Raw genomic sequence first — 16,513 nt, 5'->3', positions numbered from 1 at the left:
TGACAATGAATGATATCAAGAATAACGGCATGCATACCTGTCATAAATCAATGTTTGAAGCGTATATAAACCACTGGCACTTGCAGCAAACGGGTGACATTATTTCAACACCTAGTAGCTGCCTTATGCCGGTGATATATCACAATCAAAAAGCTATGCTGAAAATAGCGCTATCTCCTGAAGAACAACAAGGCATTTCAGCGCTACTTTGGTGGAATGGTCATGGCGCTGTCCCTGTGATAGAACATTTTAAACATGCCATATTAATGAAGCATGCGAGTGAAAATAGCTCTCTGGTTGATAGGGTGGACAAAAATCAAGATGATGATGCTACTCGCATAATATGTCAGGTAGTAAAAAAGCTGCATAATTATAAAAAGGAGCCTATTCCCTCTCAATTCACCTCACTGGATAATTGGTTTCGTTCTTTATATGCCGCCTCTCAACGATATGGCGGTATCTATGCTGAAGCGGAGATGGTGAGCAGAGAACTATTGAGCGTATCGGAAAAAAACATCGTATTGCATGGTGATATTCATCATCAAAATATTCTTGATTTTGGAGAATTGGGATGGCTTGCTATCGATCCCAAAGGTCTGATAGGCGATCCCTGTTACGACTATGCAAATTTATTCTGTAACCCCGATTACCAAACGGCCGTTAAACCCGGTCGTCTTAATAAGCAAGCCGATATTGTGGCCAAAGAAACGGGAATTGATAAAAATCATCTTTTTAAATGGATATTTGTTTATGCCGCTTTATCTGCTGCTTGGTCTTTAGAGGACGGTGATTCAGCAAATCTTGCTCTAGAGGTTGCTGAAATATCGAAGGCTGAAATGCAAAAATAGCTTATCAAATAAGTTTAAGTGTTTAGCCGAGTTACCTGTAACTAGGTTACTTTTCTTAGAAACAATCCGCGTATAAACCTAGTAACGTCAGGTGGGGGAAAAGCATAGCAACGAGATTTCTACCGACTGTTACATCTCCCGTAAACTTAACCCGTGCATTATCTGGTATTTCATCGATCAAATTACTCACATTTACTCCCTTAAACATCATTGGGTTGTATATAACAAACCTCAATATATCTAGAAGAAGCACCAAAGGTGCTTCTTAGCGATGGCCTTTCATATATCCAAATTTAACGGTGTCGAATAATAAAGGTTTCAATTGCCACAAGCAACGATCTGACCAATATAATGGTTTTAACCAATCTGTTGTTGGCTTAGCAGGTTATACAGGGGCTGGAGGATTTGGACATGGTCAAAGGGCAAAAGTCAATGTCTTGATGTAACGACGCTACTTAATACATCATATAATCCGTGGTTTCATCATCTGAAGTAGCATCAATCGCTTCCTGTGAAGGAGGAAAAGCTTCTTCCTGTGAAGGAGGAAAAGCTTCTTCCTGTGGAGCAGGAAAAGCTTCTTCCTGTGGAGCAGGAACCCTATCACCCTGATGAGCTTGCCCAAATATTCCTAACCATGCCATGCGGCGATATGGCGTTTCTTGGTATACTTGGCTTAGATTAGAAATTGTCACTCGATGTTGTTTTGCTACCCGAATAATATGTTCCCCATCAAGCTTACTAAAAGGTAAGTTGGTGAGAGGATTTAGTAAATACTTACTATCTTGAGTTTCTCCTAACTGACATCGAAAAGGTCGGCTATGATGCCATTCAATTAATGCGTATAAATCAAATTTAAGGCCCAAAGAATCAACAATGAACAGATTTCTTTTGGGAAAAAAATACCTAAAATTAAATCGCTTTTTGAATGTTTCTTGTGTAATCGGATCAACGGTGTTTTTGGGATTTAAAACATGAAGTGCTAGTAAAGAACGATGAGCGGCGTTCTGAATCAAAGCGTTATCAGCAAACTCGCAATTAGACAATATCGTGTTTAGCCTATTTTTTAAATCCTCTTGAGCCTCTAAAGAGAGCACCCTCGATTTTTGGGCATTATAAAATTGAAGTAATTCTTTAATTTCAACGATATCTTTAAAACGTTCTAGTTCTCGAAAAGCCATTTGGAGAGCATTCATACAATATAATCAACAAAAATCAGTAGAAAATTAAAGATTTTGAAGACATGTTGCAGTTTTGTCAAGAAGGTTTCCCCCTTGATTTTTACAGGACTTCTAAATAACTTCCCTCAATTTGGTGTGACCGGTACATAGGGAACAAAAAATGTATAAAATATGATACAGTTTTGTTACCGATGTATCCGGTCAAGTTTGTTACCTATGTACCGGTCACACCTTATTCAAATTTCTTGCGCGGGTGAGGGGGCAGATCGGAGTAAACTTCAAGAACTGTGTATTTTTAGAGATTTGATGGTGTGTTAAAAAACTTCAGGGACGTTACTTAGTAGGAGATCGATTAAAACTGGCTGTTAACCTCATAGCGGGAAAATCCGTCAATCATATAGTATTGCCTGCCCAAGCCTTTGGTAACAGACCTGAAAAATATCGGGAATATATTGTTGTATGAAGTCGAAAGGAAATTAGAAAGAATCGCTATGATGATACAATTATTCCACACTTTGCATCAATTTATAATAGTCTTAAGGGTGAGAGGCTTGCTAAAAAGGTTGAAATAGACGAGCAAATACGACTTGCAATCCCAGAAGACGATTTACAAAAAGCAAAATTAAAGGCTGATAGAGATAGTGTATCAAGTGCCAGAAAAATGGAAACAAAGAACAATGGTGATGAAGGTCACATTGCTGAATGGAAGGAAATTCGCAATAGATACGGCGTTAGTGCACATGAGTTTTTCGGGCAATTTGTTCATGATGCTGATAAGCATCATGGGGCATACAAAATTACTATCTAAATAAATCAATGGTGTCAGAGAGAGGTGTTCGATTGGACCGAGCTTTTCTTTGTAGGCCATGCCCCCTAAAAATGACCAAACTATAATCAATATGCGCTTGCCGTGTTTTTAGCATATAATTAAATATCATAATGATTGAGCGAATTCATCGATATGAGATGAGATTAGCTTAAGTGGGGAAATTATGGCTAACAACCTGGTTTTAAAAGCTCTACAGGGAGTGATAAACGAATGGAGTAATAGGGGCTACAAGATAGTAAAGCCCTCCTACATCGACCGTGGTTCACAAGTCATCATTAGAGCAACAAACAAACATGGCGAAGCGCTTTATGGCGTTATCACCGCCACAGCAGAATCGATGTCTGAGGATGAGACAAGAAAATTCATGCTTATTGAGCACCCAAGCAAAGCCAATTTGGTCAATGTTGAACATTTCAAAGACGCTTCATTATATACTTATAAAGGCATCGGAAAGGATTATGTTTCATTACACGACTATGTATTTGATGAAAAAAATGAAATTCCCGAAGGCATCGCATTAGCAATCACTTTAAAAATGTACCAATTTTTTCGTGACTATCAAGATGTGTATGGTGTACTTCCCGGACAAAACGATGCAAAAACATTTTTTATCAACTTAAATGATTACGTGATATCCGTGACAGACCAAAATGAAGTGGATGTCAAATACATTGGAACTTTTCAAAAAGACCCTGACCAAGCTTTAAAGCAAAGTTACCCACTGCCAGATGTATGTGCTATGGGGATCACATGCTTCCAACATGATAATGGTCAATTTAAGCTGCATCAGTTTGCCACGCCGACGCTTAGCATCCCACATCTTCTGATTACTATATTAACGCAAATTAAACCTGGGCGCTCCACATACCCTTGCGAAGAAGACAGGTATGAAATAGTACAAGAAGATACCAATATCAGCCAAGAGACAAAAGATTTCTTAGGGAAGTTAATAAAGCCGAATCCAAATATGCCCTTTGAAGAAGTAAAAGGCCTGTTTGAGGAGTTTTTTGGAAAGAAAGTCGACTTATCTAAGTTTCTAAAGGCCAATATTTCTTTGCATCAGGAATATTTATCGTATCCTTCTGCTCAAGCATTGTTACCTGGTTTTAATAAAAGCCTCATGTATCTGCTTTTAGTCAGGGAGTTTGAAAAGGAAAGTCTCCTAAGTGGCGAATCATTGCCTATCGATAGGTTTAATCTAATATTGAAAGAAGCTGGTTTATCATCCTATAAGCCTACCAGTGAAATAAACAAAGCCCCTTTAGATCCTAAGCTATTAATATTACTTTCGAGGCAATTTGATGATCAAAGCTTGTTTAATGAAGACTTTTTGCCAATGGATATGTTTAAGTTAATCATGAGCGAAGCAGGTCTGCCTTCACCCTCCAATTTTCCTAGAAACTTGTTTGAACCCCAAGCCCCAGCTATCCCCAAAACAATTGACGTCAAAGACAAGTTTTTCGGACAAACTCGGCAAGCCCCCCAAACTAATAAAGAGCCAAAGCAAACGGAACAGGTTGAAGAAGGGATGGAAGAATTAGTTCGTTTAATCCAAAAACACGGGTTGGAAAAAATAGAATCCTTGATGAATCAATACAAAGAAAATAATCAGAAGAACTTAAATATGGCCAATAATTAAGGCAACTATTGCAGCGATTTGAGGGTTGAAATTGTTTAATGGCAACTCCTAATACCAACTTATAGGATAAAAAGTGTACTATTTGAAAAGGAGTTTAAATAATTCATTGCATTTATTGAAAAAAAATCCACACCGATATCTCAGGTGAATCACAAATGATTGATGCTGAGGTATATTTTTTTAAAAACCAGTGGCTCCTTGTTTAGGACTGATGGAAACCGGATTTTCATTTTCAGATAGCTTGCCATACAAGGCTGTCCCTAGGCCAATAAAAATGAGAGCACCCCCAATTAATTGAGCTGACTGAGGTAATACGCCTAAGATAAAAAACGACAGAACAATCGATGCTAGGGGTGTCAGAGAATTGCTGATGGCGATATCCGCCATATTGGCATTTTTCAGACCTATAAACTTAAAATAACCTCTTAAGGCTATGATGACGCCACCGTAAAACAACATCCAGCGCCATAAAAAAGGTGAAAATAGATCGTTAAAATGTGATGGACCAAAAAGAACGATGACAATCGAGGCGAAAAATACGGTGCCCAGCGCTGTACTCAAAATATTAAACAAACTCCCCGAAATGGTTTTAATTGTTTGATACATAAGTATGGATGATATCGTGGTCAATAGGACGGCTAAGAAAATAAAAATATCTCCAATATGTGGGATAGAAGACAAAAATGGATTGCCTAAGGGTTTGGGAGAGGTCATTTGTGAGGTTGTCATTTCTGAGGGCAAAAGGACGATTAAGACAACACCTATCATGGTAAACATTCCGGCTATAAGCACAGTGGGAGAGGGTGGTTGTTTGAAAAAAAGCCAACCAGCTAGGATATACAACGGTGTTTGAAGCGTCGAAATCAAGACAACATTAATGATATTGCTATATTTAATACCAAAAAAATAAAGCATAGGGACAAGGAATCCTGCAATAACTGCGCTTAACACAACAGTTATCCAATGGGATCTTGACAGTTGATTCGGATTAAATGACTTAAGCTCTTTGAAATACAGTAGGGTTAAAGTGAGTAACGCGGCAAAACTACTGGCAAAGAGCACATTGCAAAATGAAATAGGATTCCGTCCGTTAATAAGATGGTTATTTCCAATCTCAATTAATTTTGCAATGGTTGGGCTAGCTGCACTTACAAAAATATTGCTTAATAGAAGAAAAAGCAAGCCAACTAGTCGTTTTGGAAGTTTCATAATCCCTCGAAAATGCTTTAGCTGTGACTTTTATGATTACACATTCTCTTTAGTCAATGGAAGGCCTAAGCCTGAAGGATAGACACTTTTTTAAAACAGAGTATTCGTATAATATATTGGCATAATGTTTAACCCGACGTCCTGCGGCTTGTCCCTGAGGGATCGACACTTTTTTCAAACAGAGGGATCGCATAATACATTGGCACAATGTTTAATCCGACGTCCCGCGGCTTGTCCGCGGGATCCAGGGATTTCGACCGATATGTTGTTATTTAGTGCAGACAAGGATCTCTGGATACCGCGGACAAGCCGCGGTACGTCGGCGTTTGAGGATAATTCTAAGTTTTAAATGAAAGTGGCTATCCTTCAGTCCTAAGCCTGATTCCTCGTCAAAATATCGAACTTATAATTCATCGCAAGCTTGCATACATTGAACACCTGCTTTGTTGTCAATCGCTGCGCATTTATCATCATAACAGAAGGGAAGGAGACAACCTGTCTTGGAATATGGATGTAGTTATATTCTGCACCTGCGGTCAAGTGCTCATTGAAGGCATATTCTATGCCAAAACCGCCTGTCCAACCCCAATTTGACATCGTTTGGCTCTCACTACCTAAGCTTAGTGCGTCTGTGTTGGCGTTGATTGCATATTTTGATTGGATGACAGCTCTTCCCGCATTCATATAAATCAGTGAACGGTCAAATGTGGTACCGATTCGGCCAACGATAGTCCCAAAAGATTGAATGATTGTTTGGCCGTTGATACCACCGATCCCTGAAAAGAGGGTATTCTCGCCGCGTAAATTAGTTACATGGAAGTTACCACTTGCACCATAAACTACTTGGCCTAGTTGCCCTAGTATACCAATACCAACGCCACCAAGCGGCCCAGTCGATTGGATTTGATTACCAAATCCTGCATAATTAACGGGACCTAGCATCGACATGGTTGGGCCAAATGGGTCAGACCATGTGTTTTTTCCCCATGCCCCTCCCAAATTACCACCGATATAAATACCCCGCCAATCCATTTTCATCGGCGCATCTTTCAAAATGTAGGGGGTCTCATTTCGATATTTGATTTGCAAAAACACACCATATCGTTTGCTATTATATCGTGCTGGCTCAATTGCTATTTCACTTTCACCAATTTCGTCGAAACCGGCATTCCCATTACGCATATTCCACATCCAATAGCGTCCACCCAATCCAGCACTCCAAGCATTGGTTAACTGATAATTCAAAATCGCTTCTAACATTGAGCCATCGCCTTTATGAGAAGACTCCGGACCAAGCAATTGACGTGCATTATGCGTATCTAAACCCTCGAGATTTACAACGGGTAAATAGGCGGCTTCTGAAATAAGGGATAATTTGTCTGTCAAATGGAACAGTAATAGGATGCCAATTCGCATTGACTGATAATGATCACTCTGACTGATGCCAAGAAAGTTCTTCAGCTCTGTGGCTGGAATACAAATTGATTCACCACCTAACTGCCGACACCCATATGCCCCAAGATTTTGTGCAAAGTAATTATAGCCAATGAAAGCATCAACGTTTCCAAATACGCTTTTAATGAAGGAATAACCCGCATCAATTGTCACATAAGACAAACTACCCCAAACGTTGCTTAACGTATTTGAATAGACTTCACCGCCTGGGAAATCTTCATCATTAAGCTGGCTACGTTTAACACTGCCAGCCCCGACAGTTCCTTTCAAAAATAAACCAGTTCGATGATCAAACCGACCAAATATCTCTTGAGAAACGGCAGATAAATGGCTAAAAATTAGTCTTGATGCAAGATTATCGCCAATAGTTGACTGATTTAATAAAGGATTTGGGGCACCATCTAAACCTGAACTAAAAAATAGACGAGCACCTAGTTCATTCTCCCATTGGTTTAAATCAAATAACCCTAGAAGAAGTGGGTTCTGTGTAGGCAATTCAGAAAAGTGGTAGATAAGACCTAACGTGACTATGCTTGATTTTAAGTGAACCATTTCAGAATACATTTGGCCTGCAGTCAGATTGTTATTCATGGGGTATGATTTTAATTGATTGAATTGTTCATACAGATATTCTGCTATTAAACTAATATGGTTGGTTAAACTGGTTTCGATGCCTCCGCCGATGACGTACCCAGCTTTCCAGTGACGAGATCTTCTTGAACTAAATTGTGTCGAGTCGGAAAGAAAATTATAATCAGAAAAGACAAAATCATTTTGCACAAGCGATAATGCTAAGCCACCAGTTGCATATAATAGCCATCTATCAACAATAAACCCAACTCTCGGTCTTGCGGTAAATAACCAATTATTATTGGCATAAGACGTGATAACTGCCTTATTAATTCCGTTAGGAGATAAGAGGGCACCCGAATGGATTTCACCATACGTACTTAACGATTGAAAATCTGACTTGATTCCTAAGAGGATAGTATTTATTTGCCAATCGTATCCACCTTCAATACCACTGATAAACCCCCATCTATCTAACCTTAAACGCCCTGCGTTATTGACGATATTGGCATAGTCTGGATTGAGTAACGTCTCGGATTGAATGGCTGTTTGCAGATCGAATTGTGAATACACGGCGCCTGTTTTGGCACCAATAGTAAAACCTGACCAATTGTGAATCGTTTCTGCGGATCCGGCTTGTGCACCTGAAAAAGAGAATAGCATGTGAGCTAGAATTAAAATCAGGCTTGTTACGGCATTTTTAATCATGTTTATACTAATCCATCCTTGGTGAAATGACAGAAAATCTAATCGTTCGCAAATTTCTAATGAGACGATGATATCAGAAGTTACCTCTTTGATAATCAATATTTTTATCAAAAACAAAGTATTCTAAGGAAACCTCTTACGATATTTCTTTCCCTTGTCGTTAGACTATCACAATGCTAGGGATCTATTTTCGTCTAAACTAATACTTAGAGGAAAGCAATTTATTGGTAGAGCTAGTATGGGAAGAGAGTCCGATTCAAGCAGTATTCCTCATATCACGTCTGACATGAGTTCAGAGTCGGATGAAATGATACGAGATGATTCTTCTCAAGTAGATGAAGACGAGGATTATACGACGTCAACACCGTATGCTGATTTCATTGACGGCATACTTGCTAATCCTACTCCCGAAGCGAAAAAAAATTTTTTTTTAGCGCTCGATAATTATTACGATCCAACCATTCAACAAGCATTTAAAGATAACTATGGTAATTATATTCGGGACAAACCCATTCCTATAAGTGAAAAAGATAGCACCATTGTTGCCAGCATGAAACACTTGTATAACGCCCTGTACTATGCGGACTCAGCAGGCAAGCAAACGTCTAAATTCTATCAGGGCAAAGATTATGTTTATGCGGTGACGGAAATCTTTAAAATTGATCCATCCGTTCTTGAAGACCTTAGCGGTACGTTTAGTGAGTTATACAACAATGCCAGCATGCTCAGCCCCAGTGCGGCTGAAGCGGGCGCTCAAATCTATGATCATCTACCGAAAAAGGCACAACGAGCGGCAGATTTGACTTTCAACATTGATCACCATAGTTCGATTCCTGCTAGCCAACAGTTTGCAAACGTATTAACCAGGCAAGCAGCGAACATTCCGGATAATATGGCTGATAATTCCTCAAACATTGCAGCGGATGCGCAAGTACTATCGAATGCTTTACCAATAAGAGACTTTAAAAAAGATGCTAAAGGGTATTATACCCATGATAAAAATGAATCAACCGCCCAATGTAACGAAAAGGCGTTGCTCAACATACTTCATGCGACTTATGAATTAAGTACAAATCAGGCGACAAGTGCAAGAGTAAGCCGAACATCCCAATTAAGGCTTGTGAATAGCATACGTTGTGAATTAGGAAAATTAGATATTAAGGCACTCAAATCCGAACTGGGCGGTGATGCGCTAAATAGTGTCATAAACACATTGCGCGATGTGGATGCTAATCTTTGTCAGGTTTATGAGTTAAGTGATTTATTCGAAGATCAAACACGAGTCAAAAATGGTGTGTTTAGCAGTCAGGTTACATCAGCGCATGATGAGCTGCAAACGCTTGCTGATGAAGTAGGTGTGGCTTTACCTGGAAATGCAACGCACTATTTACCGGAACGTATCTATACCCGCCAGCTTCATATTGAAGCGCTTCAAGGTGACAGAGACCGTTTGCAAAAGGAACAAAAGCGCGTTAAATATTGCCTCAATTTCCTTGAAAAACATGATAAAATCGAGTCCCTCTCAACCAACGGCGCCAAATATCTGTTGGATAACATCGATTATTTGAAACTCGACCCTGATCTTGAGAAATCATTTCGCGGAGCATTAGAAGCTAAAATTCAACAGGATGACCCAAACAACAAGGGGGCGGTAAAAAAGCTTGGCTATTATGATACTGCTATTGGGATAGCCGGGAAGAAAACGGGGATTAGTTTAGTTGCTCAGGTTTTATCGGAAGCCAAAAAGACCGATGCCAGGTATTCTGCCACCATTGAAACAACCCAACAGCAATCACAAGCCATACAAACCCGTATCGATGAAATGAAAGCGCAACTCGATAGGGTACCGGATAATATCGAAGAAAAAAGGCAGGCCCTGCAGAGAAAAATCGAAAAGGAACAAGCAGATATCCAACCACTGGAAGCGTTAAGAAACGCATTTTCCGGGATTAAAAAATCCAACCTGAAAATGTCAAAACTGCCAGACAATGCACTGGATGAGCTTGAAAAAAATTATAATCGACTTGACATCAGTGATGAGTTAAAGGGTGAGCTAGGTTCTTATTTTGAAGCCAGAAGAAATAATACAGGCGACTCACCCGTCTATGCCGATAAACTGGATAAGAAGTTTTTACCCAAGCTCGTTGAGCAAATTGACAAACAAATTCAAGCCCACCAACGCTCAATTAATCATTATTCTTCGCAAAATGATTCGCTTAATCAGATTGAAATGAACTTGGGGCAAGGAATGGTGCATGTCCCAAACGTTCGTTTTACTGATACCAATGTTGCAAAAAATGTCAACGTCCAAAAAAGCCTAGCCAGACAAATCGGGGCAACACGGAAAGATTTCTTGCAAAAAATGGACGGAACATTTGATGATGAAGTCATGAAGGAGTTTAAGGATTCTAATGGGCATTTAATCACAGATGATGCGTTTGACACGTCTAAACCCCAATCGGCTAACGTTCGTGCTTGCCAACAAGTATTAAATTTTTTGTATTATGCTGAATATGCTTTATCAAAAGAAAACTATGACCCAAGAAAATATCTTGTTGCGGGATATAGTGCGGCGGGTGTTGTAAAAGATGCTGCATTAGACGTTGGTTATGCCAAATGGGAAAATGAAACCAATTATGAATTCACGCCACAAGCGATAGAGGAACTGAAGAATAGTATTAATCTCATTTATGGTAATTCAGGAGAAGCGCTCAAAAATTTTAAAAGTACCTTGAATACAGTTAAACCTTATTTGCCCGAATCTTTGCAATCGACAATCGATTCTTTGTTTGAACCGTCTATTCAAACGGATATCGCGAAAGCGAAAGACTCAAAGACGACCGGGGAAAAAGTTCAGAAAAAGGTTGATGACATTTCTTCAACTGATGTGACGGGTAAATTCCAACAGATTATCAAGGCAGCGAAGGAACTTGAAAATCCGACAAAAGCCATTAAGCCTGGGGCTATCACCAAGGCGAACATTCAGCTAAGTAAGGCGTATGACTCGATATTAAAGGGAATTCCGCCGGATAAAATTAGGCTAGATAAGCAAGGAAATGTCAAGATAAGTAAGGATGACTCTGCCAGTATCAAAACCGCCAAATCAATTTTGAATATTATCAATTCGACTTCCGGCATTGTCGATGCTTTAGATTCAGAATCTTATCATCAAACAAAGTTACAGGACTGTTTTACGATTTTAAATTCGATTGATGGCATTATCACCCATTTACCTAAGATTGATATCAGTGAAACAACCAAAGAAGCCCATGATGCCATTGTGGTCGTGTTGAAAGAAGTTGATCAAGAACTTTCTGATTTAGCCTCATACATTGATTTGGTGCGTGATGAAGGGATGCTTAAAGAGCCATTGACGATTTCCATCAATGGAAAAACGTACAACGTTGATTCAAATTTTGATTCCTTATGCGCAACGTACAATTCAATCGCTAAATCTTATGGGCTGGCCACTGCCGCAGGAAATGAACCCCCTTACTATACCGCTCAGCGGCTTGCTGTTAGAAAAGCACATCGGGAGATGATTGTGCAGGAAATTGCTCGAATTGAAAATAGTGATGCTAAGTCTACCTATGCTAGGAAGCGCCAAGAGAGTACCCTTATTGGTTTGAAGCGGCAATTAAACGTGCTAGATAAACGCATCAATACATTGCAAGATGGATGTGAACGACAGCTTGTTCAATTAAATGATGCTATCGATAGCGATGCTCAAATGTTAAAACAGAACCCTAATGACGGAACCATAAAACAACAATTAGCGACCCACGAAATACAAAGGCAACGTATCTATCGGGCATTAGGTCGAGATATTCCACCTGAACATCAAACAGTAATTTCAGATCAAACCAGCCAGGAGACGGCTAAGCAATTGATAACTGACGTCACAGAGCCAAATTATGAATATCGCCAGGATGCAATTGACGCGCGCCAAAATCCAAAAGCACCACCGCCGATACCTGGAATAAGTGACCTGGAGGCGCCTAGATCACCGCCACCAATCCCAGCGAGGAGCGACTTAGGTGAGCAGAGATCACCACCACCCGTTCCTGCAAGAAGCGATTTAGAAGCGCCTAAAACACCACCGACAATCCCAGCAAGGAGCGATTTAGGTGAAACAAGGTCTGCTCCGACGATTCCCACACTGAAAGAGTTCGGGGAGTTGTCAGCGATTTCTTCGAATGATAGCGCCAGCTTATTTGATGATTTATCCATGATGTCTGACGGTCGGCTTTCAAGTGATTCTTCATTGTCAGATGATGAACTTGAAGAGATGGATGACCCTTTTGCTGAGTCAGAGGATGTATCTGAACCTGAACTTGGATCTCAATCTGCATCTGAATCTGCATCTGAATTTGAATCTGAGCCTGAGCCTGAGCCAATAAAGGATGCACAAGCTGAAATATTTTCAAATGGCACCAGTGTTCATGATCTGCTCGGCCAATTGAAGGGTTCATTAGATGGGATGGATGATTGCTTTGAGTGCAAGGCTGCAAATGATACCCTGAATGGCGATTTGGAAGAAGAGGAAGAAAGCGGACAAGATAGCAATTCTGACAGCTTCCAGGGTTCTAAGTAATTTAATCATTCATTATATGAGCTATAATTTCATAAAATTATGAGATAAGGACATAGACCATGCCGACTGTTCGCGAAGTGACCCTCAATCTTTTAAGACGACTTCAGTTAACTAACATTGTCGGAAACCCAGGTTCAACTGAAGAGACTTTTCTAAGCAATTTACCTGAAGACTTTACCTATATATTAGCCTTGCAAGAGGCAAGTGTTGTGGGTATTGCCGATGGTCTATGTAAAGGGTTACGAAAGCCAGTTATGATTAATGTTCACACTGGCGCTGGTATGGGAAATGCGATGGGATGCATTGTCACCGCCAAGTTGAATAAAACCCCGTTAATCCTCACAGCAGGGCAACAAACACGAGAAATGTTGTTAATGGAGCCTTTTCTTACCAACGTTCAATCGACGGAAGGACCCAAACCTTGGGTTAAATGGAGTTATGAACCCGCTCGCCCTGAAGATGTCCCCGGTGCGTTTATGCGGGCTTATGCAATGGCTGTTCAACCGCCCGCCGGCCCAGTTTTTTTATCGCTTCCCTTGGATGACTGGGATAAACCCATGGAAGATAATCATATTATGCGAACCGTTCCTACTCGAACGGTCCCATCTTCCGAAGATATTGCTATCTTTGCAGCTAAAATCAATGCCAGTAGAAATCCCGTCTTGGTTTATGGCGGCGACATTGCTAGAAGTCAAGGATGGGAAGAAGGTATTGAATTTGCTGAAAAACTGAGTGCTCCTGTGTGGAAGGGGCCTTTCTCAGAGCTCGTTTCATTTCCAGAAAATCACCCTTTATACCAAGGTGAGCTTCCCTCAGCCATTGGCCCATTATGCAATTATTTAAATGGTCATGATTTAGTTATAGTGGTTGGTGCCCCGGTATTTCGTTATTACCCTTGGATACCCGGCTCTTATTTACCTAAAAATGCACAATTGATTCAAATTACGGATGACCCGTATGAAGCAGCAAAAGCGCCCGTCGGGGATGCGATAGTAGGGGATAGCGCCCTGGCTTTAAAGGCGCTAATTCCACAAATAAAGGCTAAGAAAAATACGGTGAAAAGTCGCAAAACGATTGCATCCGGATTATCGTCATCGCCTAATTACCCATTAACCGCACTGCAAGTATTTGATGTGTTGTCACCGCTTGCTCCCAACGACTATGTATTAGTTCAAGAATCACCTTCCAATGGCCATGATCTCCAAGATTCTGGCATAGGGACCATCACGAAACCGGATAGTTTTTATACGATGAGCTCTGGCGGATTAGGATGGGATTTACCTGCGGCAGTTGGATTAGCCATTGCTGAAAAGCAATTAGGTCGTAATCGACCGGTGATATTAATCATAGGAGATGGTTCGTTTCAATATTCACCGCAAGCGATTTGGACTGCAGTGCAAGAAGACGTGCACCTCGTTGTCATTGCGTTGCGAAATTTTGAATATGGTATTCTAAAATCATTTGCGTTATTAGAAAATACGCCGAATATACCTGGATTAGATCTACCCGGTTTAGATATTGTTTCAATTGCAAAGGGGTATGGTGCAAAGGTTATGCACGCTGACTCGATTGAAAAAATACAACAACATTTTCAATCAGCACTTCAATCCAAAGGGACAACCTTGATTGAAATCCCAATTGACCCGACAATTCATAAACTACTGGGCATGAGTAAAAACGATTTTTAAATCAATTAGTTAACCTTATATATGCACTATAATGCTGCTGGTTAATAGACAAAGAAACAATAAAGATTGATTAGTGTCCTGCTTAACTTTTTCTTTAATCTTTGTGCTGGTAGCTATAGGATAGAGGGATAGTTGAATTGTTTAAGGACTTACTACATTGAACCTTCTTTCTTTCATTATTAAGCCAAAGCAATTTCTTTTGTCCTTTAAGAAATCACGTGTTTGTTTTATGGTCCTCATGGTTACTTCTAGCCAATGTTTTGCTGTCTATGACAGTAATTAAATATACGGTTCCCAACCCGCATATCAACACTCAATCGACGGATGCTATTTCATTACGGAGATACTGATCTCAGCGATCATTTTTCACTTGAGGCAAATTTAAATTTTTAAATGGGGGAGTGATCGCTTAAATCGATTTTTCTTGTCATGGTATTGGATTCTAGCCATATGCAACAAATGACGCTATAATGCGCATAATAATATGTTAATTAACAGATTGATACCTATGAAAACAGCTTTTTTTATTAGTAGCGTCGGTGATACCGACTTGGCGTTAAAAACGATTACTGCCTTAGAGAAATATAGTCAGCATGAAGTATTCATTATTTCACTGACTAATACAGCGCATCAACGGGCTGAAAACTATCAATCGTCGTTATCGGTTACTCAAATCTCCCTTACAAAAATGCTTCAACTAGATGCCGACGCGTATCCTGATGGTGCACTAGCCAAGAACCAGTTAACGTTAGTGAGTGATTTTTTAACCAAAGAAAAAATTGATTATGCGTATTTGGGGGTTCCTTCCGTCCAAAATGAAATACCGTTTCAGATTGCACAAATCATAAATATCCCATCTGTCATTGCCTATGAATTTATGTTTAAACCCGAAAGCCATAGTTTATGGAAATACTTACCATCTCTACGCAATCAATTAAATGTTCATTGGGGAATTCCTCTAGCATCTGCGCAAGAAGACTTCCCTGTTGCAAAAGAAAGGCTACATATTACTGGCCATTTGAGCATTGATAATGCGATTTCCGCGAATAGTGGGGCAACCACTAACCCAAAAGAAGTCAGAGAAACACTACGGATTAAACAAAATCAATCGTTGGTATTTGCAAGTAGCACAACTCAACCCATTGAAATCGATTCAGAGTTTTTAACATGCTTATTAGCTGAGCTACCCAAGCACCCAAGTATGCAAGTTCGTCTCGGACTTCACCCAGGTATTCAAAATTTGGATGATTATTTGCAAGCAATATTAAAAATTGTGCCTCATCATAAAGTCGCTGATCAGTTTAAAATTATTCTTCCTGAAAATTTACTAATGCGCATTAAAAAACCCGAGCTAACGATTAACAACCCAACCTATGAAACTTTCTTTTTAAAGGCCAATTTGACGGGTGCCGAGGCTGCCTTGGCAGCAGATCGCATTACCCAAGCGGTTCCAGGTGCACTGCTTAACCAAGCAGTTTTAGAAGGAAAGCCTACCTACTCACATAGGGGGAAGCCTTATTTGCCGAATCAGTATTTTTCTAACACACTTAATGCTTTTTTTACAGCGACTCAACAACCTCCGCGTACAAAAGATGACTTGGGTTTAGATGAAAGAACTGCGCCTGAGGCATATGCAAGTTTATTAAAGGGTCAGTAATCACAAGTCGGCATCTTGTAACTCATTTTGTATAGAGTTATCGCCAAATGAGCCATGAGTAAAAGCAAGCGCATCGAGCGGAGCGTGTCTTACTAGGGGTGGCCTACTATAAACGCATTCCCTTAGAAATAGAGATGA

Annotated in this window: 9 protein-coding genes; 6 read left to right on the top strand and 3 right to left on the bottom strand. The window is 40.0% G+C overall.

Annotation, left to right across the window (positions count from 1 at the left end; genetic code table 11):
• Nucleotides 1-5: 5 nt before the first annotated feature.
• Nucleotides 6-848 carry an aminoglycoside phosphotransferase family protein gene (locus AB3348_RS08240; protein WP_367607122.1) on the top strand — a complete coding sequence of 281 codons (843 nt, stop codon included), beginning with the start codon at nt 6-8 and terminating at the stop codon, nt 846-848.
• 455 nt (nt 849-1,303) lie between these two features.
• Here the strand turns inward: AB3348_RS08240 and AB3348_RS08235 are convergent, their stop codons facing one another.
• Complete coding sequence (locus AB3348_RS08235) at nt 1,304-2,041, bottom strand: hypothetical protein (RefSeq protein WP_367607121.1); 738 nt, start codon at nt 2,039-2,041, stop codon at nt 1,304-1,306.
• 646 nt (nt 2,042-2,687) lie between these two features.
• Between AB3348_RS08235 and AB3348_RS08230 the strand changes: the two genes are divergently transcribed.
• Nucleotides 2,688-2,834, top strand: coding sequence for a hypothetical protein (locus tag AB3348_RS08230; RefSeq protein WP_367607120.1), 147 nt, complete (start codon nt 2,688-2,690; stop codon nt 2,832-2,834).
• Nucleotides 2,835-3,018: 184 nt separating this feature from the next.
• Complete coding sequence (locus AB3348_RS08225; RefSeq protein WP_367607119.1) at nt 3,019-4,494, top strand: hypothetical protein; 1,476 nt, start codon at nt 3,019-3,021, stop codon at nt 4,492-4,494.
• Nucleotides 4,495-4,674: 180 nt separating this feature from the next.
• On the opposite strand, the gene AB3348_RS08220 is transcribed toward AB3348_RS08225, so the two are convergent.
• Nucleotides 4,675-5,703: a DMT family transporter gene (locus AB3348_RS08220; protein ID WP_367607118.1), complete on the bottom strand. Its 1,029-nt coding sequence runs from the start codon at nt 5,701-5,703 to the stop codon at nt 4,675-4,677.
• Between the two features lie 372 nt (nt 5,704-6,075).
• Nucleotides 6,076-8,436, bottom strand: coding sequence for an outer membrane protein (locus AB3348_RS08215; RefSeq protein ID WP_367607117.1), 2,361 nt, complete (start codon nt 8,434-8,436; stop codon nt 6,076-6,078).
• Nucleotides 8,437-8,674: 238 nt separating this feature from the next.
• Between AB3348_RS08215 and AB3348_RS08210 the strand changes: the two genes are divergently transcribed.
• The 3 genes from AB3348_RS08210 to AB3348_RS08200 all read left to right on the top strand — a co-directional run bounded on the left by AB3348_RS08210 (nt 8,675) and on the right by AB3348_RS08200 (nt 16,375).
• Nucleotides 8,675-13,030, top strand: a complete 4,356-nt coding sequence (locus AB3348_RS08210) for a hypothetical protein (protein WP_367607116.1) — start codon at nt 8,675-8,677, stop codon at nt 13,028-13,030.
• Between the two features lie 59 nt (nt 13,031-13,089).
• Complete coding sequence (gene mdlC, locus AB3348_RS08205; RefSeq protein ID WP_367607115.1) at nt 13,090-14,718, top strand: benzoylformate decarboxylase; 1,629 nt, start codon at nt 13,090-13,092, stop codon at nt 14,716-14,718.
• A gap of 508 nt (nt 14,719-15,226) precedes the next feature.
• On the top strand, nt 15,227-16,375 hold the full coding sequence (locus tag AB3348_RS08200) for a hypothetical protein (RefSeq protein ID WP_367607114.1): 1,149 nt from the start codon (nt 15,227-15,229) through the stop codon (nt 16,373-16,375).
• The last annotated feature ends 138 nt before the right edge of the window (nt 16,376-16,513 follow it).

It is taken from the genome of Legionella sp. W05-934-2 (genome assembly GCF_964199965.1).
In the GTDB taxonomy this organism is placed as follows: Bacteria; Pseudomonadota; Gammaproteobacteria; order Legionellales; family Legionellaceae; genus JAFIFT01.
This window is presented reverse-complemented; position numbering and strand designations above follow the sequence as displayed.

Excerpts from the sequence above, each read along its gene's own strand:
- mdlC (WP_367607115.1), top strand. The coding sequence starts at position 13,090 with ATGCCGACTGTTCGCGAAGTGACCCTCAATCTTTTAAGACGACTTCAG.
- AB3348_RS08220 (WP_367607118.1), bottom strand. The coding sequence starts at position 5,703 with ATGAAACTTCCAAAACGACTAGTTGGCTTGCTTTTTCTTCTATTAAGC.
- AB3348_RS08225 (WP_367607119.1), top strand. The coding sequence starts at position 3,019 with ATGGCTAACAACCTGGTTTTAAAAGCTCTACAGGGAGTGATAAACGAA.
- AB3348_RS08240 (WP_367607122.1), top strand. The coding sequence starts at position 6 with ATGAATGATATCAAGAATAACGGCATGCATACCTGTCATAAATCAATG.
- AB3348_RS08215 (WP_367607117.1), bottom strand. The coding sequence starts at position 8,436 with ATGATTAAAAATGCCGTAACAAGCCTGATTTTAATTCTAGCTCACATG.
- AB3348_RS08210 (WP_367607116.1), top strand. The coding sequence starts at position 8,675 with ATGGGAAGAGAGTCCGATTCAAGCAGTATTCCTCATATCACGTCTGAC.
- AB3348_RS08230 (WP_367607120.1), top strand. The coding sequence starts at position 2,688 with ATGGAAACAAAGAACAATGGTGATGAAGGTCACATTGCTGAATGGAAG.
- AB3348_RS08235 (WP_367607121.1), bottom strand. The coding sequence starts at position 2,041 with ATGAATGCTCTCCAAATGGCTTTTCGAGAACTAGAACGTTTTAAAGAT.
- AB3348_RS08200 (WP_367607114.1), top strand. The coding sequence starts at position 15,227 with ATGAAAACAGCTTTTTTTATTAGTAGCGTCGGTGATACCGACTTGGCG.